The organism is Variovorax sp. 05N34 (genome assembly GCF_056397405.1).
Map to the genome: position 1 here is coordinate 393317 of NZ_JBFTNI010000004.1, position 22709 is coordinate 416025.

General features: G+C 65.3%; 24 protein-coding genes. 22 read left to right on the plus strand and 2 right to left on the minus strand.

Going from position 1 to position 22709, the window contains the following annotated elements; translation table 11 throughout:
• Positions 1-9: 9 nt before the first annotated feature.
• Entirely contained in the window at positions 10-759 is a 750-nt protein-coding gene (locus tag AC1DMA_RS13750; protein WP_478144535.1) for a transporter substrate-binding domain-containing protein, read from the minus strand.
• 116 nt (positions 760-875) lie between these two features.
• Here AC1DMA_RS13750 and AC1DMA_RS13755 point away from each other — a divergent pair, with 116 nt between their 5' ends.
• From AC1DMA_RS13755 to AC1DMA_RS13765, 3 genes are all read left to right on the plus strand, one after another.
• Positions 876-1070: a hypothetical protein gene (locus tag AC1DMA_RS13755; RefSeq protein ID WP_478123620.1), complete on the plus strand. Its 195-nt coding sequence runs from the start codon at positions 876-878 to the stop codon at positions 1068-1070.
• Between the two features lie 88 nt (positions 1071-1158).
• Positions 1159-1923, plus strand: a complete 765-nt coding sequence (locus AC1DMA_RS13760) for an SDR family NAD(P)-dependent oxidoreductase (protein WP_478123619.1) — start codon at positions 1159-1161, stop codon at positions 1921-1923.
• A 49-nt stretch (positions 1924-1972) separates the two neighbouring features.
• Positions 1973-2926 (plus strand): dihydrodipicolinate synthase family protein, encoded by a 954-nt coding sequence (locus tag AC1DMA_RS13765; protein WP_478144536.1) that lies wholly within the window; start codon positions 1973-1975, stop codon positions 2924-2926.
• Positions 2927-2932: 6 nt separating this feature from the next.
• Here the strand turns inward: AC1DMA_RS13765 and tcuC are convergent, their stop codons facing one another.
• On the minus strand, positions 2933-4240 hold the full coding sequence (tcuC, locus tag AC1DMA_RS13770; protein ID WP_478144537.1) for a tricarballylate/proton symporter TcuC: 1308 nt from the start codon (positions 4238-4240) through the stop codon (positions 2933-2935).
• 345 nt (positions 4241-4585) lie between these two features.
• Here tcuC and AC1DMA_RS13775 point away from each other — a divergent pair, with 345 nt between their 5' ends.
• From AC1DMA_RS13775 to AC1DMA_RS13865, 19 genes are all read left to right on the plus strand, one after another.
• A complete protein-coding gene (locus AC1DMA_RS13775) occupies positions 4586-5566 on the plus strand; it encodes a Bug family tripartite tricarboxylate transporter substrate binding protein (RefSeq protein WP_478144653.1) in 981 nt (326 codons plus the stop codon).
• A 16-nt stretch (positions 5567-5582) separates the two neighbouring features.
• Entirely contained in the window at positions 5583-6398 is an 816-nt protein-coding gene (locus tag AC1DMA_RS13780; RefSeq protein WP_478144538.1) for an SDR family oxidoreductase, read from the plus strand.
• A 35-nt stretch (positions 6399-6433) separates the two neighbouring features.
• Entirely contained in the window at positions 6434-6976 is a 543-nt protein-coding gene (locus AC1DMA_RS13785; RefSeq protein WP_478123614.1) for a cupin domain-containing protein, read from the plus strand.
• A gap of 113 nt (positions 6977-7089) precedes the next feature.
• Positions 7090-7959 carry an alpha/beta fold hydrolase gene (locus AC1DMA_RS13790; protein WP_478144539.1) on the plus strand — a complete coding sequence of 290 codons (870 nt, stop codon included), beginning with the start codon at positions 7090-7092 and terminating at the stop codon, positions 7957-7959.
• Between the two features lie 64 nt (positions 7960-8023).
• Entirely contained in the window at positions 8024-8863 is an 840-nt protein-coding gene (locus AC1DMA_RS13795) for an IclR family transcriptional regulator (RefSeq protein ID WP_478123612.1), read from the plus strand.
• 19 nt (positions 8864-8882) lie between these two features.
• A complete protein-coding gene (locus AC1DMA_RS13800; RefSeq protein ID WP_478144654.1) occupies positions 8883-9722 on the plus strand; it encodes an SDR family oxidoreductase in 840 nt (279 codons plus the stop codon).
• Positions 9715-11415: a thiamine pyrophosphate-binding protein gene (locus AC1DMA_RS13805; RefSeq protein ID WP_478144540.1), complete on the plus strand. Its 1701-nt coding sequence runs from the start codon at positions 9715-9717 to the stop codon at positions 11413-11415. Before AC1DMA_RS13800 ends, AC1DMA_RS13805 begins: the two co-directional genes overlap by 8 nt.
• A gap of 14 nt (positions 11416-11429) precedes the next feature.
• Entirely contained in the window at positions 11430-12236 is an 807-nt protein-coding gene (locus AC1DMA_RS13810; RefSeq protein WP_478144655.1) for an aspartate dehydrogenase, read from the plus strand.
• 12 nt (positions 12237-12248) lie between these two features.
• Complete coding sequence (locus AC1DMA_RS13815; RefSeq protein WP_478144541.1) at positions 12249-13727, plus strand: aldehyde dehydrogenase; 1479 nt, start codon at positions 12249-12251, stop codon at positions 13725-13727.
• A 205-nt stretch (positions 13728-13932) separates the two neighbouring features.
• On the plus strand, positions 13933-14904 hold the full coding sequence (locus tag AC1DMA_RS13820) for a VOC family protein (protein WP_478144656.1): 972 nt from the start codon (positions 13933-13935) through the stop codon (positions 14902-14904).
• Positions 14901-15911 carry a Bug family tripartite tricarboxylate transporter substrate binding protein gene (locus tag AC1DMA_RS13825; RefSeq protein WP_478144542.1) on the plus strand — a complete coding sequence of 337 codons (1011 nt, stop codon included), beginning with the start codon at positions 14901-14903 and terminating at the stop codon, positions 15909-15911. Before AC1DMA_RS13820 ends, AC1DMA_RS13825 begins: the two co-directional genes overlap by 4 nt.
• A 24-nt stretch (positions 15912-15935) precedes the next feature.
• Positions 15936-17117 (plus strand): FAD-dependent monooxygenase, encoded by a 1182-nt coding sequence (locus tag AC1DMA_RS13830; protein ID WP_478144543.1) that lies wholly within the window; start codon positions 15936-15938, stop codon positions 17115-17117.
• On the plus strand, positions 17114-17449 hold the full coding sequence (locus AC1DMA_RS13835) for a hypothetical protein (RefSeq protein WP_478144544.1): 336 nt from the start codon (positions 17114-17116) through the stop codon (positions 17447-17449). The genes AC1DMA_RS13830 and AC1DMA_RS13835 overlap by 4 nt, the downstream gene beginning before the upstream one ends.
• Before the next feature lie 60 nt (positions 17450-17509).
• On the plus strand, positions 17510-17728 hold the full coding sequence (locus tag AC1DMA_RS13840) for a recombinase-like helix-turn-helix domain-containing protein (protein WP_478123604.1): 219 nt from the start codon (positions 17510-17512) through the stop codon (positions 17726-17728).
• 41 nt (positions 17729-17769) lie between these two features.
• On the plus strand, positions 17770-18798 hold the full coding sequence (locus AC1DMA_RS13845) for a Rieske 2Fe-2S domain-containing protein (protein WP_478144545.1): 1029 nt from the start codon (positions 17770-17772) through the stop codon (positions 18796-18798).
• Positions 18795-19244, plus strand: a complete 450-nt coding sequence (locus AC1DMA_RS13850; RefSeq protein ID WP_478144546.1) for a RidA family protein — start codon at positions 18795-18797, stop codon at positions 19242-19244. The genes AC1DMA_RS13845 and AC1DMA_RS13850 overlap by 4 nt, the downstream gene beginning before the upstream one ends.
• A gap of 29 nt (positions 19245-19273) precedes the next feature.
• The gene (locus tag AC1DMA_RS13855; RefSeq protein WP_478144547.1) at positions 19274-20242 is read left to right on the plus strand and encodes a PDR/VanB family oxidoreductase; all 969 of its coding nucleotides are present in this window, start codon (positions 19274-19276) and stop codon (positions 20240-20242) included.
• Between the two features lie 38 nt (positions 20243-20280).
• Positions 20281-21387 (plus strand): porin, encoded by a 1107-nt coding sequence (locus AC1DMA_RS13860; protein ID WP_478144548.1) that lies wholly within the window; start codon positions 20281-20283, stop codon positions 21385-21387.
• Positions 21388-21411: 24 nt separating this feature from the next.
• Positions 21412-22707 (plus strand): MFS transporter, encoded by a 1296-nt coding sequence (locus tag AC1DMA_RS13865; RefSeq protein WP_478123599.1) that lies wholly within the window; start codon positions 21412-21414, stop codon positions 22705-22707.
• The last annotated feature ends 2 nt before the right edge of the window (positions 22708-22709 follow it).

The window sequence follows — 22709 nt, forward strand, 5'->3', positions numbered from 1 at the left end:
AACCTGTTTCTAGGCGCCTCGGCCGGCTGGCGCGACGCTCGCGCCCTGGATGCGATGCCGCGCGAGCGCCTCGGCCACGAATCCGCTGGCCTTCATCTCTTCAACAAACGCCGCGAGCGCCGCGCCGGCCTCGGCGCCGCGCGAAGCGGGCGTCCCCATCGCCTGCTGGATCACCATGAACCGACCGGGCAGCAGGCGAAGACCTCCGACACGTGCCGCTTCCGTTTCGAGCACTTGCCGGATGCCCGCGGCAACATCGGCCTGGCCTGCATGAAGACTTTCCGTGACTCCCTTGGCGCCTTGCACGCGCACGATCTGCGCCTGCTTGATCTCGCGCGTCAGAAAGAGGTCGTACGCGCTGCCTGTGCCGACGGCGATGCGGTGTGTGTCGCGGTCCACCTCCTCGTTGCGCGTGACGGGCGACGCCTCCGCGACCAGGTAGCTGCCTTCGATCAGCACATACGGCGCGGTGAACTGCATCCCTTCGCTGCGCAATGGGTCGATCGCGAAGAAGCCGATGTCCGCCTGTTCGTTGCGCACCGCGTCAACCGAGGCGGCGGCCTTTTCGAAGACGACGAGTTCCGCGGAAACGCCGAGCCGCCGTGCGAATTCATGGGCCAGATCAATCGACACGCCGACCGGCTCTCCGGTAGCGGCATCCCGGTTCGCGAGGATGGGATTGCCGAGGTTGATCGAGGCGCGCAGCGCGCCGGTGGGTGCGAAGGCCGAAACCACGGCCGCGGGGAGGGTGGTGCTCATTCCGCGATTCTGCCGCGGGATGGCTTTTCAGCCGCATCCGGCAGGGTCGCCGTCTGACATCGGCAATCCCGGTCACGCCCTAGCGTTGGATGACATCTTCCGAGCGGAGTCATCCAATGGCCACACAGAATGACACGACACCAAAGCGCCCCTTCCGACTGATGGCAGTGCTGCTGGCCATATTTATAGTCGGCGGCATTGTTCTGGTGCTGATCTGGAAAGAAAAGCCGGTCGAGCCCGCTTCGTCGTCACCGGCTGCCCAGCAGCCGATGCACAACTCGAACGCGTCTCCCACCGCTGGCAAACCTTGATCCGGCGCGCATGCGGTGACGACATAATTCGCGTCTCATCCACTTGAGAGCTGCCGAACGGCGCCCGCTGCCGTCACTTGCTCCCGCCATGACTGCCTTTGCTCAATATCCCAGCCTGGTCGATCGCACCGTCCTCATCACCGGCGGTGCCACGGGCATCGGTGCCTGCCTCGTCGAACGCTTCGTCGCGCAAGGCGCGAAGGTCGGCTTCATCGACATCGATGCTTCCGCCGGAGCCACGCTGGCGCAAACGCTCGCCGGCGCGCGCCATCCGCCGTTGTTCGTCGCGGCGGACCTGACCGACATCGCGGCGCTCGAGGCCGCCATTGCGTCGGTACGCCAGCGCTTCGGCCCCATCACCGGGCTGCTGAACAATGCCGCCAACGATCGCCGCCACCGCATCGAGGACACCACGCCGGAGTCGTGGGACGCCGGCGTCGGCGTGAACCTCAAGCACCAGTTCTTTGCGGCACGCAATGTGATGGACGACATGCGCGCGGCAGGCGGCGGATCGATCGTGAATTTCGGCTCGATCAGCTGGAAGCTCAAGCAGGGCGGAATGCCGGTCTACACCACCTCCAAGGCAGCGGTGCAAGGGCTGACGCGCAGCCTGGCGCGGGATCTCGGCGCATTCAACATCCGCGTCAACACACTGGTGCCGGGTTGGGTCATGACCGACAAGCAACTGCGCATGTGGGTGGACGACCAGGCACGCGTCGACATCGCGCGCGGCCAGTGCATCGACAAGCCGCTCATGGCCGATCACATCGCCAGCATGGCGCTTTTTCTCGTCGCGGACGAGAGCGCAATGTGTACCGCGCAGGATTTCATCGTCGACGGAGGCTGGACATGAGGGCAGGGCGCTCACGATTCCTCACGACCCATTCATCTGAAAGCACGACATGACCGCAACCTCCACGACCTCTAGAACCTCGGCCACGACAGCTCGCTACCAGGGCCTTTTTCCGGTGGTGCCGACCACCTTCGACGAGCAAGGCAATCTCGACATCGCCAGCCAGAAGCGCTGCATCGATTTCATGATCGACGCCGGCTCCGAAGGGCTGTGCATCCTGGCTAATTTTTCAGAGCAGTTCTTGCTGTCCGACGATGAACGCGAGGTGCTCACGCGCACGATCCTCGAACACGTCGCCGGCCGCGTTCCGGTGATCGTCACCACCACCCATTTCAGCACCAAGGTCTGCGCCGAACGCAGCCGCCGTGCGCAGGACATGGGGGCCGCGATGCTGATGGTGATGCCGCCCTATCACGGCGCCACCTTTCGCGTCTCCGAGCCGCAGGTCCACGAGTTCTATGCGCAACTGTCGGACGCGGTGGGCATCCCGATCATGATCCAGGACGCTCCTGCCGCCGGCACGCCGTTGTCGGCCGCTTTCCTCGCGCGCATGGCCAGGGAGATCGAACATGTGGCGTACTTCAAGATCGAAACGGCAGGCGCCGCGGCCAAGCTGCGCGAACTGATCCGCCTCGGTGGCGATGCGATCGAAGGACCGTGGGACGGCGAAGAAGCCATCACGCTGCTGCCCGACCTGGAAGCGGGTGCGACCGGTTCGATGACCGGCGGCGGCTTTCCCGACGGCATTCGCCCGATCCTCGATGCCTATCGCGCGGGTCGGCGTGACGAAGCCATTGCCGCATACGAGCGGTGGCTGCCGCTCATCAACCTCGAAAACCGGCAGTGCGGCCTTCTCGCGGCCAAGTCGCTGATGAAGGAAGGCGGCGTGATCGCCTGCGAGGCGCCGCGCCATCCGTTCCCTGCGATCCATCCTGCGAGCCGGTCGCTCTTGATCGAGACTGCGCGCCGCCTCGACGCGCTGGTCCTGCGCTGGGGGCGCTGACGCCGGCTATGCCACTGCGGGCTGGCGGCCCTTGCGATAGAGCGCCAGGGTGGCGCCCAGTCCGCAGACCGCTGCCACGCTCAGCCAGTAGGCTGGCGCGGCCTTGTCGCCGGTAGTCTCGATCAGCCAAGTCGAGATCGCCGGCGTGAAGCCGCCGAACACTGCGGTCGCAAGACTGTAGGCCAGCGAGAAGCCGACGACGCGCACTTCGACCGGCATCACTTCGGTCAGCGCCACGACCATGGCGCCGTTGTACATGCCGAACAGGAACGAGAACCACAGCAGCACGTCGAGCATGCGGCCGAAGCTCGGCGCCGCCGCGAGCCAGTGCATGGCCGGATATGCGGTCACGATGGCGAGGATCGTCACGGCCAACAGCATGGGCTTGCGGCCGATGCGGTCCGAGATCGCACCGCCTATCGGAAGCCAGATGAAGTTGGTCATGGCCACCAGCAGCGTGACGATCAGGCTGTCTCGCGCGCTCAGGTGCAGCACGGTCTTGCCAAAAGTCGGCGTGTAGACGGTGATCAGGTAGAAGGTCGTGGTGGTCATCGCGACCAGCAGCATGCCGGCAAGCACGATGCGCCAGTTGCGCGCCATCGACTGGAACACCTCGCGCGTGGTCGGATGGTGCTTGCGCGCCTGGAAGGCTTCGGTCTCCTGCAGCGAGCGACGCAGAACGAAGATGCACGGAATGATCATGCAGCCGACGAAGAACGGAATGCGCCATCCCCAGGCTGCGAGCGCGGCCGGGTCGAGCATCTCGTTGAGTGCGAAGCCGAGCGCAGCGGCGAGCACGATCGCGACTTGCTGGCTCGCCGATTGCCAAGAGGTGTAGAAGCCCTTGTGCCCGGGCGTCGCCATCTCCGACAGATAGACCGACACGCCACCCAGCTCGGCGCCCGCCGAGAAGCCCTGCAGCAGACGGCCCAGCAGCACGAGCAACGGTGCAATGACGCCGATGCTTGCGTAGCCCGGCACGAAAGCGATCAGTACGGTGCCGCTCGCCATGATTCCGAGCGTCACGATCAGGCCCTTGCGCCGACCCACTTCATCGATATAGGCACCGAGCACGATCGCGCCCAGCGGACGCATCAGGAAGCCTGCGCCGAACACCGCGAAGGTCAGCATCAACGAGGCGAAATCGCTGCTCGCGGGAAAGAAGGCCTTCGAGATGTAGGTCGCGTAGAAGCCGAAGAGAAAGAAGTCGAACTGCTCGAGGAAATTACCGCTCGTCACGCGCAGCACGGCGCCGAGCTTGGAGGTGCTTCGCGGCGGCGCCGTTTGGCCGGGGGCAAGGGTGGCAGTGGTCATGGTGCGTCTCCAGGTGATGGCCAGGGCCGCGAGTGCGGGTGTCCTCATCGTAGGGAGCGAAGCTGTCGAACGGCCGTCCGCGGCGTCGGGGTATGTCCCGGGCGTTGGAGTCAGGCGCTGTTCAGCGTGGTGGGTGTTGAGCGCCCCGGTGCCGCTCACTGAAGGAGTACTGAAGTCGTACGGAGCGTGCTTACAAAAGACTAGGGTTTGTACCTATCTTTCATGACAAGTTTGCGAATATTCTTCGTAGATCGTTCCATTAATAAACCAGTGTTTAATTAGTGAAACGAACCAGCCAAAACGCCGAACCTCGATTCCACCCTTGCACGGATCGCAACCACCATGATGAAGCAGACTCGCCGCCAAGCCCTCGCTCTTGCCCTGTCTCTCGCTAGCGCCGTTTGCGCAGGCCCCGCATGGGCGCAAGCCTTTCCGAGCAAGCCTGTGACGATCGTCGTGGCCTATCCGGCCGGCGGCGATACCGACGCGCTGGCCCGCCTCTTCGCTGAAAAGCTCTCCACACGCATCGGCCAGCCGGTGGTGGTCGACAACCGCCCGGGCGCGAGTGGCGTCATCGGCAGCAACTACGTCTCCAAGGCGCCTGCCGACGGCTACACCTTGCTGCTGGCGCCGAGCACCTTCTCAATCGCCCAACTGGTGCTCAAGACCAACGGTTCGGCCGGTTATGACGTGCTGAACGGCTTCACGCCAATCATCGAGACCGGCACCTTGCCGCTCGCACTCGTCGCGAGTTCCGCCTCGGGCATCAAGAACTTCAAGGACGTTGCGGTCGCCGCCAAGGCGCAGCCGTTGACCTTCGCGAGCCCGGGCAGCGGATCGCCCATGCACATCCTGGGCGAGATGGTCAACAAGGCGACCGGCACGGACATTCGCCACGTGCCGTATCGCGGCGTCGCGCCGGCCGTCAACGACGTGCTTGGCGGCCACGTGCCGCTGACCTACATCACGCTCGGCCCGGTCGAGCCCTACCTGCCGAACGGCAAGATGGTGGTGCTTGCGGTCGCAGACCAGAAGCGCTCGCCGCTCGCGCCCAACGTGCCGACTTTCCAGGAACTGGGTGTCAAGGGCGTTGAAGTGACGGCGTGGCACGGCCTCTTCGGACCCAAGGGCATGCAGCCGGAGACCGTGAAGATGCTCAATGCCCACTTCAACGAAATCCTGAAGATGCCGGACGTCGCATCGCGCATGGCGACGCTGGGCGCGGTCCCGCTGGGCGGTTCGCCGGACGTGCTCGCCAAGACCAATGCTGCGGACTTCGAGCGCTTCGGCCGGATCATCAAGGAACTGGGCATTCAGGCCGACTGACACCGGAAACGATGCCATGACTTCAGTGAACACCACCGCCGACCCCGCCAGCCTGCAGGCGCTGCTTGCCGAACTGCCCGCCAATCTGCTCGCCGGCCGCCGCGTGCTCGTGACCGGCGCCGCCCGCGGACTGGGACTGGCCTTTGCGAAGTGCATCGCGAAATCCGGCGCGAGCGTCGTGCTGGCCGACATCCTGTCGGACCTCGCCGAGACCGAGGCGCACGCCATGCGCGAGGCCGGCTTCACGGCGCACGCGCTCGCGATCGACCTGTCCTACCCGGCTTCGATCGAAAAGGGCGGCGCCGAAGCCGCCCGGCTGCTCGGCGGGCTCGATGGACTGGTCAACAACGCCGCCATTACCAACTCGGGCGGCCGCGACGCGCATGCCCTCGAAATCGACATGTGGGACCGCGTGATGAACGTCAACGTGCGCGGCACCTGGCTCATGAGCCGCGCCTGCCAGCCTGCGCTCGCCAAGAGCGGCCGTGGCGCGATCGTCAATCTCGCGTCTGACACCGCGCTGTGGGGCGCGCCCAACCTGCTGGCCTATGCGTCCAGCAAGGGCGCCGTCATTTCGATGACGCGTTCGCTGTCGCGCGAGTGGGGCGGCGACGGCATCACGGTCAATGCCGTGGCGCCCGGCCTCACGCTCGTCGAAGCGACCGAATACGTGCCCATGGCGCGCCACCAGAAATACCTCGAAGGCCGCGCCATTCCGCGCGAACAGCAGGCGGTCGACGTCTGCGGGGCGGTCCTGTTTGCGCTCTCGGGCCTGTCGCGCTTCGTGACCGGCCAGTTGCTCGCCGTCAACGGCGGCTTCGTGATGCATTGATTTTTTCGAACCCATTTTTCGACCAAGGAGAACCCATGAGCGATCTGTCCGAACAAAAGAACATCGATGAAGCGCCAAGCTGGGCGCAGCCCGAAGGCGCGAGTCTCGAAGCGTGGATGAACACCCGCATCGCGCGCTATTCGACCCGCAAGTACGACTGGGATGCTCTCAAGTTCCAGGCCGACCTGGACCCCAAGTTCCGCCGCGCGCAGATGCGCTACGTGGGCACCGGCGGTACCGGCGTCGCCGCTGACATGAACACCGTGCCGGCCGAGAACTTCACCTTCTCGACCATGGTGATCCCGGCCGGCCATGAAGGCCCGCCGCATTTGCACACCGATGTGGAAGAGGTGTTCTTCCTCATCCGCGGCAAGCTCAAGGTGGTCATCGAGAAGGATGGCGAGCGCTTCGAAACCATCATGACCGACCGTGACCTGATCTCGGTTCCGCCTGGCGTTTATCGCGAGGAGATCAACATCGGCGACGAGGATGCGCTGATGTGCGTGATGCTTGGTGCGAAGAAGCCTGTCACGCCGACATACCCAGCCGACCACCCCCTCGCAAAAATCAAAAGATAGGTTGAGCACTCCCCCAGGCTTGCCCACTTCGTGTGGCCGCCTACCCCCTCGCCGGGGGCAATACCGGCGGCCCGGCAGAGCCGGTTCCGCGGTATTTCTGGAACAACACCCTTATGAACATCGAATCCGCCACTGTGATGCAGAGCTTGCCATTGACCGAAGTTGCGCGGCTGGATGCGCGGTTTCCGGCGCGGAATGTGGTGGTGAGCGGCGGCGTTGTTTCTGTGCGCGAGAGCGGTCGGGGGCCGGTCGTCGTTTGTCTGCATGGCATTGGGTCGGGTGCGGCATCCTGGCTCGATACGGCGATGCTGTTGGAGCCGCGTGCGCGCCTGATTGCGTGGGACGCACCGGGGTACGGGGAATCGACGCCGGTGGATGCTCTCGTGCCGACGGCGGCGGACTATGCACGGCGCCTGCATGCATTGCTGGATGCGCTGGAGATCGATTCCTGCGTGCTGGTGGGGCATTCGCTGGGTGCGCTGACGGCTGCTTCGGCAGCGCGTGCGGATTCGCCGATGGCCTCTCGCATCGATCGGCTCGTTCTCATCAGCCCGGCTGCCGGATATGGAGCGCCGGCGCGCGCCGATGCCCGTCAGCGCGTTCACACGGAGCGACTCGACACGCTCGCAAAGCTCGGCATCGCCGGCATGGCGGCGCAGCGTTCGGGGCGCCTCGTTTCTGAAAACGCCAGCGAACTCGCGCGGCAGTGGGTCCGCTGGAACATGGCGCGTCTCAATGACCACGGCTACCGGCAAGCGGTCGAGCTGCTGTGCGGCGGCGACTTGCTGGCCGATCTGCCACCCGCGATGCCGGTGCGCGTGGCTTGCGGCGCGCTCGACGTCGTCACCACGCCCGCTGCATGCGAAGACGTTGCGCGCCAGTGCGGGGTTGCGCTCGAACTGATCGCAGGTGCCGGACACGCAAGCTATGTCGAACAGCCCGCGACCGTCGCCGCAATGCTGCGCGACGTGCTGTCGGTCTGAATCGACGTCGATCCACAAGCAATCAACAACAAGCAACAAGCAACAAACAACGGGAAGCAGAGACATGACCACCCCTGGCAATGAAGTGATCGAAGAGGGCGCGGACCGCTACAACGTTCCGGCACTGGAGCGTGGGCTGCGCGTGCTGTGCGAATTCAGCCGCGAGAACCGCACGCTGTCAGCGCCCGAACTGGCGCGCCGCTTCGAGCTGCCGCGCTCGACGGTGTTTCGTCTGCTGACGACCCTGGAGAGCATGGGATTCCTGGAGCGCACCGAAGGCGGCCGCGACTACCGCCTGGGCCTTGCCGTGCTGCGCCTGGGCTTCGAATATCTGGCTTCACTGGAGCTGACGCAACTCGGCACGCCGCTGTTGCAGCGCCTGTGCGAAGAGCTGCGCACGCCTTGCAACCTGGTGGTGCGCGACGGCCGCTCCATCGTCTATGTCGCGAAGGTCGCGCCGCCCACGCCTTTTGCCAGCTCGGTCACCGTCGGCACACGCCTGCCAGCGCATGCGACGGTGCTCGGCCGCATCCTGCTCGAAGACCTGAGCCTCGTGCAGTTGCGCGCGCTGTACCCGGAAGGCAAGCTCGAAACCTTCTCGCCGAGCACGCCCAAGACCGTCGACGAGTTGTTCGAGATGGTCCAGAGCGACCGCGAGCGCGGCTACGTGCTGAGCGAAGGCTTCTTCGAATCGAACATCTCCACCATCGCAGCGCCGGTGCGCGACCACAGCGGCCATATCGTGGCTGCGCTGGGTGCCACCATCACCTCGGGCCACATCGAGGAAGTCCGCATGGAAGAGATGGTGCGGCGGGTGCGCGAGACGGCGGACGGCATCTCCAGCTTGCTGAACTACTCGCCCGCCTCCAAGGTGGTTCCGCTGCACGGCGGCAAGCGTGCCTGAAGCGCAGGGGATGACAGTCATGACGACGCCCGCGATTTCCACCTCGTTCTTCTCGTCCGACGCACTGGCGGGCCGCGTGGCCGTGGTCACGGGCGGCTCCTCGGGCATTGGCCTCGCGACGGTGGAGCAGCTGCTGGATTGCGGCGCAGCCGTGGCGCTGTGCGGCCGCAATGCCGAACGGCTCGATGCCGCCGTGGCAGGCTTGCAAGCCAGGCGTCCGCATGCCAAGCTCTTCGCGCGCGTCTGCGACGTGCTCGACCCAGCAGCCGTGAAGAGCTTCGCCGCCGAGAGCGAAGCTGCGCTCGGGCCGGCCTCGATGCTCATCAACAACGCCGGCCAAGGTCGCGTGTCGACCTTTGCCGACACCGAAGACAAGGCCTGGACCGAAGAGCTGAACTTGAAGTTCTTCTCGGTCATCCATCCCACGCGCGCCTTCCTGCCGCAGCTTGCGGCGCAGCGCGTGGTGCTCGGAGACGCGGCCATCGTCTGTGCCAATTCGCTGCTCGCGCGCCAACCCGAGCCGCACATGGTGGCGACGTCGGCCGCACGTGCCGGCCTGCTCAACCTCGTGCGCTCCATGGCCACGGAGTTCGCACCGCAAGGTGTGCGCGTCAACGGCATCCTCATCGGGCTGGTCGAGTCCGGCCAATGGCGCCGCCGCTTCGAGGCGCGCGAAGACAAATCGCTCGACTGGTCCGCCTGGAGCAGCCAGCTCGCGCAGAGCAAACACATTCCCCTCGGCCGTCTCGGACTTCCCGTCGAAGCCGCGCGCGCCATTCTCTTCCTCGCTTCGCCACTCGCTTCGTACACGACGGGTGCCCACATCGACATCTCCGGAGGCCATTCCCGCCATGCATAACCCCACCAACACCGTGACCGTCGGCGCTGTCGTCGCGGCCTTTCTCGAACAGTGCGGCGTGAAGGCTGCATTCGGTGTGATCTCGATCCACAACATGCCGATCCTGGACGCGTTCGCGCAGCGCGGTGCCATCCGCTTCATTTCGGCGCGCGGCGAGGCGGGTGCGGGCAACATGGCCGATGCCTATGCACGCTCCACCGCCAGCCTGGGGGTGTGTGTGACCAGCACCGGGCCGGCAGCGGGCAATATCGCGGGCAGCATGGTCGAGGCGCTGACGGCGGGTGCGCCGCTGTTGCACATCACGGGCCAGATCGAGACGCCCTATATCGACAAGGGCATGTCGTACATCCACGAGGCGCCCGATCAGCTCACGATGCTGAAAGCCATCTCCAAGGCCGCCTTTCGCGTGCGCAGCGTCGAGACCGTGCTCGGCACGCTCAAGCGCGCGGTGCAGGTCGCGATGACCGCGCCGACAGGTCCGGTGAGCATCGAGATCCCGATCGACATCCAGTCGGCGCTCATCACGATGCCTGCGGATCTGTCGCCGCTGCCCATCGATGCCGCCGTGCCTTCGAAGGCAGGTCTCGATGCGCTGGCCGCCAGCCTTGCCAAGGCCAAGCGCCCGATGCTGTGGGTCGGCGGCGGCGCACGCAATGCCGGTGCGGCGATCAAGCGCCTGCAGAAGCTCGGCTTCGGCGTCGTCACCACCACGCAAGGCCGCGGCATCGTGCCCGAGGACGATGCCGGCTCGCTCGGCGCCTACAACATCCAGAAGCCGGTCGAGGAGCTCTACCAGACCTGCGACGCGATGCTTGTGGTGGGCTCGCGCCTGCGCGGCAACGAGACGCTCAAGTACGAACTGAAGCTGCCGCGCCCGCTTTACCGCATCGACGCCGACGCCGCAGCCGAAGGCCGCTGCTACGCCACCGACGCGTTCGTTTGCGGCGACTCGGCGTTGGCCCTCGATGGGTTGGCCGACCGCCTCGAAGCGATCAAGTACAAGGCCGATCCGAAGCTGCTGAGCGATCTGCGCGCCGCCCATGACCTGGCAGTGGCCACTCTGCGTGACGGCCTCGGCCCTTACGCCGAACTCGTGCGCCAGCTGCAAGCCGTGGCCGGCCGCAAGTTCAACTGGGTGCGCGACGTGACTGTGTCCAACAGCACCTGGGGCAATCGCGAGCTGCGCGTGTTCGAACCCAGCGCCGGCGTGCACGCCACGGGCGGCGGCATCGGGCAGGGCATGCCGATGGCGATCGGTGCGGCCATCGGCGCTGCGGTGACAGGCTCGGGCCGCAAGACCTTCTGCCTGGCCGGCGACGGGGGTTTCATCCTCAACCTGGGCGAACTCGCCTGCATGGTGCAGGAGAAGGCTCCGATGGTGATCGTGCTCATGAACGACAAGAGCTACGGCGTCATCAAGAACATTCAGGACGTGCAGTACGGCGGGCGCCGCTGCTACGCCGAACTGCACACGCCTGACTACGACCTGCTGTGCAAGTCGCTCGCGCTGCCGCATGCCCGCGTGCAGAGCCTGAACGACCTCGCGGCGCGACTGGACGAAGCGCTGTCGACCGACGGACCCTTCCTGCTGGAGATCGACATGCTGTCCATTGGCGGCTTCAAGAGTGCGTTCGCGGGCCCGCCGACCAACAAGATCACTCAGATCCCCGCGCTCGGCGTGCTGGGCAAGTGAGAGAGGCCATGAGCATGTCCGTGCTTCGTATCGCACTCATCGGCTGTGGCGCCATCGGCACTGCCGCGCTCGAATTACTGCGCGAAGATGGCGACATCTCGGTGGCTGCGATCGTCGTTCCGGCGGATGGATTGGAGGCAACGCGTGCCATTGCAGAGCGCCTGGCGCCCGGCGCGCAGGTCGTGTCTTCGGTGCCTGTGGTTGGCGTCGACCTCGTGATCGAAGCTGCAGGCCACGCGGCGATTGAAGCGCATGTTCTCCCGGCACTGCAACGCGGCACGCCATGCATCGTGGCCTCGGTGGGCGCCTTGTCGGCGCCGGGGTTGGCGGAGCAACTCGAAGCCGCGGCAACCGCCGGCAAGACGCAGGTGCAGCTGATCGCAGGCGCGATTGGTGCCATCGACGCGCTTGCAGCGGCTCGCATCGGCGGACTCGACAACGTGCACTACACCGGCCGCAAGCCGCCCCATGCGTGGAAGGGAACGCCCGCAGAGCAGGGCCGCGACCTCGCCGCGCTGAAGGGCGAAGCGGTGATCTTTGAAGGCAGCGCCCGCGAGGCTGCGACGCTTTATCCGAAGAACGCCAATGTGGCCGCGACGCTGTCACTGGCGGGCCTCGGTCTTGACCGCACGCACGTGCGCCTCATCGCCGATCCATCGATCGTCGAAAACGTGCACACGGTCGAGGCGACCGGCGCGTTCGGCAGCTTCGAGCTGACGATGCGCAATAAGGCGCTGGCGGCCAACCCCAAGACATCCGCATTGACGGTGTACAGCGCGGTGCGCGCGCTACGCAACCGCGTCGCCTCCCTCTCGATCTGAAACGAGACCCCCATGATTCCTTCTGAACTGCTCCCCCTCAACATCGCTGGCGAATGGCGCCTGGGCGGCGGCGAGACCTATGAGAGCCTCTATCCGGCGACCGGCGAGCCGATCGCACGCCTGCGGGCCGCAAGCCTCGCCGATGTCGAGGAAGCGATCCAGCGCGCCGACCATGCCTTCCGCACCAGCGGGTGGGCGCAGAAGCTGCCGCACGAACGCGCCACAGTGCTGCATCGCGTCGCCCATCTGATCCGGGAACAGGCCGAGAGCCTGGCGCAGAAGCAGCGCCTGGACAACGGCAAGCCCATCAGCGAGACGCGCGCGCTGGTGGCGAGCGCCGCGGGTACCTTCCAGTTTTTCGCCGCCGCGCTGGAGACGCTCGAAGAAGTCATCACGCCTTCGCGCGGCGCCTTCGTGACGATGAGCGTGCATGAGCCGATGGGCGTCGTTGCAGCCATCACGCCGTGGAATTCACCCATCGCGAGCGAAGCGCAGAAGCTCGCGCCTGCTCTGGCGGCAGGCAATGCAGTGGTCGTCAAGCCCGCGGAAGTCACGCCGCTCATGGCGCTCGAACTCGCACGCATCTGCGAAGAAGCCGGCGTGCCGAAGGGCATCGTCAGCGTGCTGCCGGGCAAAGGTTCGGTCATCGGCGATGCGATCACCAAGCATCCGCTGGTCAAGCGCGTGTCGTTCACGGGCGGCACGTCGACCGGCAAGCACATCGCGCACATTGCCGCGGACAAGATGATGCCGGTGTCGCTCGAACTCGGCGGCAAGTCGCCGACGATGGTGCTGGAAGATGCAGACCTCGACCATGCGGTCAACGGCGTGCTCTACGGCATCTTCAGTTCGTCGGGCGAATCGTGCATCGCGGGCTCGCGTCTGTTTGTTGCGCGCTCGATCTACGACGAGTTCTTGACGCGGTTGGCAGAAGGCGCAAACGCATTGCGTGTCGGCGATCCGGCTTCGGAGCGCACACAGATGGGCCCGCTGATCACGGCGCGTCATCGCGAAGGCATCGAACGCTACGTGGAGCTGGGCGTGCACGAAGGCGGCCGCATTCGGACCGGCGGCGTGCGTCCGCATGGCAACGGCCTGGACAAGGGCTACTTCTACACGCCGACCATCCTCGAAGGGCTCACCAACAGCGCGCGAATCAGCCAGGAAGAAATCTTCGGGCCGGTGCTCGTCGCGATGCCCTTCGACAACGAAGAAGAGCTGATCGCGCAGGCCAACGACAGCATCTATGCGCTGGCCGCAGGGGTGTGGAGCCGCGACTTCAAGCGCGCATGGCGCCTGGGGCGCGCGGTGCAGGCCGGGACGGTATGGGTCAACACGTACAAGCAGTTCTCGGTGTCGACGCCATTCGGCGGCTGGCGCGACAGCGGCCTGGGCCGCGAGAAGGGCCGCGAAGGCATCTTCCAGTACATGGAGCAGAAGAGCATGTACTGGGGCACGAACGAACAACCCCTGCCATGGAGTGACCTATGAACACCCCCAGGCTTGCCCACTTCGTGTGGCCGCCCACCCCCTCAAGGGGGCAATACCAGCGGCCCGGCGAAGCCGGTTCCGCGGGGTCTATGAACACCCCCAGGCTTGCCCACTTCGTGTGGCCGCCCACCCCCTCAAGGGGGCAATACCAGCGGCCCGGCAGAGCCGGTTCCGCGGTATTTCTGGAATTCGAATGGAGACTGAGATGAGTGTTTTGGGTATTGATCAGATTACTTATGGGGCGGATGACCTCGCTACGTGCCGCACGTTTTTTCTGGACTGGGGGCTGAGTCTCAAGTCGGAGGCGATGGATGAACTTGTCTTTGAATGCCTTAATGGGTGCCGCGTTATCGTTGCGGCGTTGGACAAGGCTGGGCTGCCACCTGCGATTGAAGAGGGGCCGACGGTGCGTGAAGTGGTCTGGGGTGTCGAGAGCGACGCCGATCTCGACCGCTACGCTGCAGCGATCGCCAAAGATGAAGGCTTCGTCGACGGCATGGTCGAAGGCGCGCGGCGCATTGGCTGCACCGATCCGAACGGGCTCGCGGTGCGCCTGCAGGTCAGCCGCAAGCACGCGGTCGATATCGACTGCGGCGCGATGAACACCTGGAATGCGAAGCCACGTGTGAATCAGGCTGCGCCGGTGTATGAGCGCGGCATGCCGATTGAAGTTGGACACGTGGTGTTCTTCGTCAGCGACGTGCAGGCGACGAGCGCGTTCTATGGCGATCGCTTCGGCTTCGTCGCTTCCGACAGCTATCCCAATCGTGGGTCGTTCATGCGCTGCGCACCGAGCGGCGGTCATCACGATCTCTTCCTGCTGCAGTTGCCGTCGGGCAAGCGCGGGATCAATCACGTGGCTTTCACCGTGCGCGACATCCACGAAGTGTTCGGCGGTGGTCTGCACTTCTCGCGCAAAGGGTGGGAAACGCAGTTGGGCCCGGGGCGGCATCCGGTTTCCTCCGCGTACTTCTGGTACTTCAAGAACCCGGCTGGGGGCTTGATCGAGTACTACGCCGATGAAGACCAGCTCACCGCCGAGTGGCAGCCGCGCGAATTCGAACCGGGCCCGACCGTGTTCGCCGAATGGGCCGTCGATGGCGGACTCGATGGCAACACGCGTCGCCAAAAGAACGTCGAAGGCCCGCAGGGCAAGTTCCTCACTGAAAAGAAATGAACACACTGAATATGAATCGCCGCGTTTCGCTCGTCCGTGTTTTCGGCACGGCGCTCCTTTCCATCGCCGCCGTGATGTCGGCCCATGCACAGACCGATGCGCAGAAGCAGCTTGGAAGCAATCGCTTCACCATCATTTCGCCGTTCCCGCCCGGCGGGCCGGTCGACACGCTGGCGCGGATGCTTTCCGAAGGGCTCGGCAAGCGCTACGGGCAGGCAGCGGTGGTGGAGAACGATGCGGGCGCTGCCGGCAACATCGGCATGGACAAGGTCAAGCGCGCCAAGGCCGATGGGCACACGCTGCTGGTGGTGCCCGCGGGCAATCTCACGATCAACCCGACGCTGATGCCGAACTTCCCGTTCAACATCGAAAAGGACTTTGCGCCCATCACGATGCTCGCGAAGGCGCCGAACGTGCTGGTGGCTTCGCCGGCCTCGGGCATCAAGAGCGCGAAGGATCTCGTTGCGATGGCGAAAGCCAAGCCGAACACGCTGTCGTACGCATCGCCTGGCGTGGGCAGCGGCCTGCATCTCGCGGGCGAGCTGTTCAAGCAGCAAGCCGGTGTTGACCTGCTGCACGTGCCATACAAGGGCACGGGGCCTGCGCTCAATGACGTGCTCGGCGGCGTGGTGCCGCTGATGTTCAGCAACCTGCCCGCGACGCTGCCCTTCATCAAGAGCGGAAAGCTGATCGCGCTCGGCGTGACCGAAGCCAAGCGCACGCCTGTCGCGCCGGAGATCCCGACGCTGGCGGAGCAGGGAATCCAGGGCGTGAACGTGACTTCGTGGTACGGCTTGCTGGCGCCTGCCGGCACGCCGCAGGCGGTCATCGACCAACTGGCGAAGGACGCGGCCGAAATCCTGGCGGAGCCGCAAGCGCGCGAACGCCTGCAGACGCAGGGCATGACCACCGCAGCGATGAAGCCGGCCGAGTTTGCCGCCGCGATGCGTGATGAGACGGCCGTGTGGGCCAAGATCATCAAGGCTCGCAACATCGTCGCCGAATAACGAGAACAAGAAGAGGAGACGCACATGTCAACGAAGCAATCCACCAGCAGCACCGTCGACACCATCGGCATCGTCGGCGCCGGCATCGGCGGCCTGGTCGCTGCCATCGCACTGCGCCGTGCAGGGCACGACGTCATCGTGTTCGAGCAGGCGAAGGAATTCGCCCGCGTCGGCGCCGACATCAACCTGACGCCCAACGCTGTGCGGGCCCTCGACGGCCTCGGCGTGGGCGAAGCTGCCCGCGTGACGGCGGCGCGCCCTTCGCACCGCATCAGCCGGACCTACGACACGGGCGAGGAAACGTCGCGCCTCGAGATGGCCGACTCGGCCGAGCAACGCTATGGCGCGCCACAGCTCACCATCCACCGCGCCGACTTGCTGGCGGCTCTGGCAGAGATGGTGCCTGCCGAATGCGTTGCGCTCGGCAAGCGCGCCAAGTCGATCGCGCCCGATGAGAACGGTGTGAGCCTGAGCTTCGAAGACGGCACCATCGCGCGCGTCGGTGTGCTGATCGGCGCCGACGGAATCCACTCGGCGGTGCGCACTGCGATGTTCGGTGCCGAGAGTCCGCGCTTCACCGGCATCGTTGCCTACCGGGCCATCGTGCCCGCCGAACGCGTGGCCGCCGTGCCGAACCTGGGCGCCTTCACGAAGTGGTGGGGCCCGAATCCGCAGAGCCAGATCGTGACCTTCCCGCTGAACCGCGGCAAGGACATCTTCATCTTCGCGACCACGCCCCAAGACACCTGGCACCTCGAATCGTGGACCGCACCGGGCAGCGTCGATGAGCTGCGCGAGCAATACGTGGCCTATCACCCCGAAGCGCGCGCCTTGCTTGATGCTTGCGACACGGTGCTCAAGACCGCCTTGTATGAACGCGATCCGATGCAAGCCTGGGCCTCCGGCCGCATGGTGCTGCTCGGCGACGCAGCGCATCCCATGCTGCCCTTCATGGCGCAGGGCGCCGGCATGGCGATCGAAGATGCGGTGGTGCTGGCGCGCCATCTCGAAGGCGTGCTCGCCAGCGAGGCTCCCGAAGCGCTCAAGCGCTATGAGCAGGCCCGAATCGAGCGCGCCAGCAAGATCCAGCTCGGCTCGCGCGGCAACAACTGGTTGCGCGAAGGCGGCAACGCCGACTGGCTGTATGCCTACGACGCCTGGGCCATTCCTGTGGCTGTCGATGCCACGAGCGCGAGCGTGCAATGAACACCACGCCCGTCGCTTCGCCGAGCATGCTTCTCACCATCGTGATGAAGCACCACCCCGGCCTCACGCTGGACGACGTGCAGTCGCGCATGAAGGAGAGCGACTGGTGGGAATCCTTCCCGCCCGAGGGCACGCGGGTCGTTTCGTGGACGGTGGCGATGGGCCTGGGCCAGATCCTCACCCTGGAGCTACCGCCCGAGAAGCTGCCGCTGGTGAACCTTGATCTCGAACGTCGTGCATGGGGCGTGTTCAGCACCGAGTGCTATGCGACCTACGACTTCGTTCCGGTGCGCGAACGCATCCGCGAGCGCGTACGCAACGGCGGCCAGTGAGGCCGCGACAACCGACCTCTGTTTTTTCCGCACGTCCAACCTACCTCGATGGAGCGAACCATGACTGACCGAAACCTCGACCCGCACCAGGCGCGCACGCGTACCCCCACCACTTATGAAGACCTGCTCGGCGACGCGATCGAGCGCGCCTTCGCGGCAGGCATCCATGACCTTCCGGGCCTCGTGGAGGCGCTGAACGGCAGCGGCCTGAGCAGCCCCAGCGGCAAGCTCTGGACCGAGGCCATCTACCGCGAAGAGATCGCCGCCCTGGGCGCCTGATTTCGCCCCGACCCCATTTCTTCCCTTCAAGAGGAACCATCATGACAACCACCCACGGTGACCCGGTCGATCAAGTGCTCGAAGCCGGTCTCAAGGATCTCTGGTATCCGATCTGCCCGTCGAGCTACATCAAGGAATCGCCTGTTTCGCTTCGCCGCCTCGGCCGCAAGTTCGCCTTCTGGCGCGATCACGCCGGCAAGCTGCATGCGCTCGAAGACCGCTGCCCGCACCGCGGCGCTCCGCTGTCGCAGGGCGTGATCCTCGGCGATCGCCTGTCGTGTCCCTATCACGGCGTCGAAGTACGCTGCGACGGCGTCGTGACCAAGGTGCCCGGCAGCCCCGGCTGCAAGCTCGAAGGCTCGCAGGCCACGCGCTTCTTCCATGTGGAAGAGAAGGCCGGCGCAGTCTGGCTCTACAACGGCAAGGAATCGGTCGATACGCCGCCGCCGCTGGTGCTGCCCGAGCAGCTGACCAATGACGATGAATACTCTTCCTTCCTCTGCTATGCGGAGTGGAAGGGCGACTACCGCTACGTGCTCGACAACGTGATGGACCCGATGCACGGCACCTTCCTGCACAAGCAGTCGCACTCGATGGCCGAAGGCGATTCGACCGCCAAGTTCGGCATCCGCCAGACCGACACCGGCTTCGTCTTCGAAAAGGAAGGCCAGCGCAACGTCAACTTCGACTGGACCGAATGGGCGGACACCGGCGTGCACTGGATGCGCCTGGAAATTCCCTATCCGAAGACTGGCGGCCCCGGCGGCAACTTCATCATCATCGGCAGCTACACGCCGGTTTCGCCGACGCTGTYGTGCGCCTTCCATTGGCGCGTGCGCAAGCTGCCGAAGGGCTGGGAGCGCGACACCTGGCGCTTCCTCTACAAGAACCGCCTCGAAGCGCGCCACTGGCACGTGCTCGAACAGGACCGCGTGCTGATCGAGAACATGGAGCCCGATGCCAACCAGCACGAGCAGCTCTATCAGCACGACCTGGGCATCGTCCGCCTGCGCCGCCACATGCGCGGCCTGGCGACGCAGCAGCTCGAAGACAGCGCGCAAGCCGCATGACCTCGCAAGCCGCCATGCCGGTCCGTCGCGTCGCCTGCGAAGCGGTGCCTGATCTGCCGCACGCCACCTGGTCCAACGCGCTGGTCGTCGGGCAAGAGGTGGTGCTGTCCGGCCAGACCGCGCATCCCGCAACGCGCGATGCAGCGCAGGCTGGCGCGCCGCTCGGCGCCTATGAGCAGACGGTCGTGGTGCTTCGGAAGATCCAGCAGTTGCTGCAAGCGGCAGGCGGGGGCGTGCACAACATCGTCAAGCTCGTCGTGTACGTGACCGACATCGCGGACAAGGACGAAGTCGGGCGCGCGCGGCGCGAGTTCTTCGCGCAGGCGCCCGGATCGCCTTACCCGGCCTCCACGCTGCTGGCGGTGCAGGCACTGGTGTTTCCTGAGCTCCGCGTCGAGATCGACGCATTCGCGCGGCTCGACGCCGACCTGCGCGCGGCCCAATGAATTGAATCGTTTCCCCCGAGGTTCCCGCCATGTCATCCCCAACGCTGAACGCCCTGGTGCACACGATGCGCTACGAAGCCGACGGCATCGTCAGCGTCGAATTCCGCCCGGCTTCACCGGAAGTGGATTTCCCCGCCTTCGAGGCCGGCTCGCACATCGATCTTCATCTGCCCAACGGGCTGGTTCGCAGCTATTCGCTGTGCAACCCGTCGACCGACCGGCAGCGCTATGTCGTCGGCGTGCTCAACGACCGCAAGAGCCGTGGCGGTTCGCGCTACGTGCACCAGCAGTTGCGCGTCGGCATGACGCTGCCGATCTCGGCGCCGCGCAACAACTTCAAGCTGGAAGAGGGCGCAGAGCGTTCCGTGCTGGTGGCTGGCGGCATCGGCGTGACGCCCATCTGGTGCATGCTGCAGCGCCTCGTGGCGATCGGCAAGCCGGTCGAAATGCTCTATTGCGCGCGCAATCGCAAGGAAGCCGCCTTCTGCGAAGCGATCGGCGCCTTGGCCGCCGAGAAGGGCGTGCCGCTGGCCTGGCATTTCGATGAAGAGAAGGGCGGCCCGCCAGACCTGGCGGCGCTGCTGGCGGACAAGGGCGCCGACAGCCACTACTACTGCTGCGGCCCCACACCGATGCTCGACGGCTTCGAGAAGACTTGCGAGAAGCTCGGCTATCCGCACGCGCACATCGAGCGCTTTGCGGCTGTGCACGTCGAAGCGCCGAGCGCAACCCAGACCTACATGGTCGAGTGCGTAAAGAGCGGCAAGACCGTCGAAGTGCCGCCGGGCAAGTCCATCCTCGACAGCCTGATCGATGCCGGCCTGAACCCCGACCACAGCTGCAAGGAAGGCGTTTGCGGCGCCTGTGAAACAAGGGTCATCTCGGGAGAGATCGACCACCACGACGGCATCCTCAGCAAGCAGGAACGCGCGTCGAACAAGACCATGATGATTTGTGTCTCGGCATGCAAGCGCGGTCCGCTTGTGCTGGACATCTGAGTCCACTCGCCAGCTTTCCTCAACTCCCTGCAAACTCCATGAAGAAGAAAATTGTGGCCGTGGCCGCATGCACGGTCGCGTCCCTGGCCTGCGCGCAATCGAGCGTGACCCTCTTCGGCGTCGTCGACGCCGCGGTGACCTACACGACGGGTTCGGGACCGGTTTCGACCAGCAAATGGCAGCTGACCAACAGCGCCAACACCTTCAGCCGGCTGGGCTTTCGCGGCACGGAAGACCTGGGCGGCGGATATGCCGCGGGCTTCTGGCTCGAAGCCGGCCTGCAGAACGACACCGGCAGCGGCTTTTCGACCAACACCAACAACCAGGCGAGCGGCAACACGCAGCCCGGAGGCCTGACTTTCAACCGCCGCTCGACGGTCAGCTTTCTGGGCCCCTTCGGCGAGGTGCGACTGGGCCGTGACTACACGCCCACCTTCTGGAACACCGCACTGTTCGATCCCTTCGGCACGGGCGGCGGCATCGGCGCCAACCAGATCTACTTCTCGGCCCTGGGCGGCCTCGTTTCGCCGACCGGCACGCGCGCATCGAACAGCGTCGGCTATTTCCTGCCGCCCGTGCTCGGCGGCTTCTATGGGCAGCTGATGTACGCGATGGGCGAGAACGACTCGAATGCGGTGCTGCCGGGCCCCGTGCCGCTTTCGACGAAGAACGACGGCGACTACGCCGGCGCGCGCGTGGGCTACCTCAACGGCCCGTTCAACATCGCACTGTCGACGGGCAAGACCCGCTACGCAATTGGCGACCTGCGTGTGACGAACCTCGGTGCCTACTACGTCTTCGAGCCGCTGATGAGCCTGAAGCTAATGGCCGAGTACTACGAGGAGTCGCAAGGCTCCGTGGACGGCAAGGGGGCGCTCGTGGGCTTCATCCTGCCGATCGGTGCGAGCGAGATCAAGGTCTCGTACGCACGCTACAAGCGCGAGCCCGCGGGCAATCTGCCGGAGCCCACTTCTTCGAAGATCGCGCTCGGCTACATCTACAACCTGTCGAAGCGAAGCGCGGTCTACGCGACCGTCGCACGACTGACGAACAGCAACGGCGCGTCGCAGGCGCTCGGCGGAGTGATGACTTCGCCGAACCACGCGTCGACCGGGACCGAATTCGGAATCCGCCACGCGTTCTAGCGCGGCTACCCAAGGAGCAATGCAATGCAAGCGAAACAGTTTCGTTGGTACGGCGTCATCACGTTGTTCGTGATCGTCGCGATCTCCTACATCGATCGGATCAACATCGCCGTGCTGATCACCGACGCCGGTTTCCTCGATCACGTCGGGATCGCCAGGAGCGATCGCGTCAGCCAGGGACTCCTCGCGACGGCGTTTATGGTCGGCTACGGTGTTTCGGCATTCGTGCTGACGCCGTTCTGCGCGGCGCTCTTCGGGGTACGCAAAAGCCTGATCTTCGGCTTGCTGCTTTGGGGGGTGGTCACCTTCATCACGCCCTGGTTCAGCGGCTACGGCATGTTGTTGGCGTCGCGCGTGCTGCTGGGTGTGTCAGAGGGGCCGTTGTTCTCGCTGGCTTCGTCCTACATCAAGGCGCACTTTGAGTCGCACGAGAACGGCAAGCCCAACTCCTTCGTCAACATGGGCACGGGGCTCGGCCTGGCGCTCGGCTATCCGATGATCGGCCTGTTGCTCGCCAGCTTCCATTGGGAAATGTCGTTCTATGCGCTGGGCTTGCTCAACATCGCCCTCGGCATTCCACTGGTGATCGCCTTCGTTCGCATGCCCGCTTCATACGCCGACATGCGCAAGCCGGCTTCTTTCGGCGAGGCCATGTCGAAGGTGGGCGACATCGTGAAAGGTGCGCTGCACACGCGTTACCTGGTGCTGATCACCGTGCTGACTTCGGCCACGCTCGCCTATCTCTGGGGCAGCAGCAACTGGCTGCCGACCTACCTGAAGGAGGCGCGCGGTTTCTCGCTGCGCGAGATGGGCTGGCTCGCCTCGTTGCCGCAGTACGCCACGGTGGTTGCGGTGATGGTGGGCGGCATGCTCATCGACAAAATCGAGCGGCGGCGCGTGCCATTCATCTTCATGGGGGCGAGCCTCGGCGTTGCATTGGCGGTGCTGTGGGCGATCAATGCGCAGGACCGCTACACGGCCGCCTACGCACTCATTGCGGCCAACTTTTGCTGGGGTCTTGCGAGCCCGGCGATTCCGAGCACGGTGCAGTATTGCTCGCGGCCCGAACACGTGGCCAGCGCATTCGGCGTGGTCAACGGAACCGGCAGCCTGGTTGCCGGCTTCATGCCGGCGGTGATGGGCGGCGTGATCAGCGCGGTCACTGCGGGACAGGGCACTTCCGGCGGAGCGGCTTCGGGCTTCTTCGCCGGGTTCTCGTTGCTGATCGGCACGCAGGCGATCGTGTTCATTTGCGGCTTCATCCTTTGGCTCAGAGAGCGCCACGTGCCGATGTCCAGGGTGAGCGCCACGCCCGCCTGAGA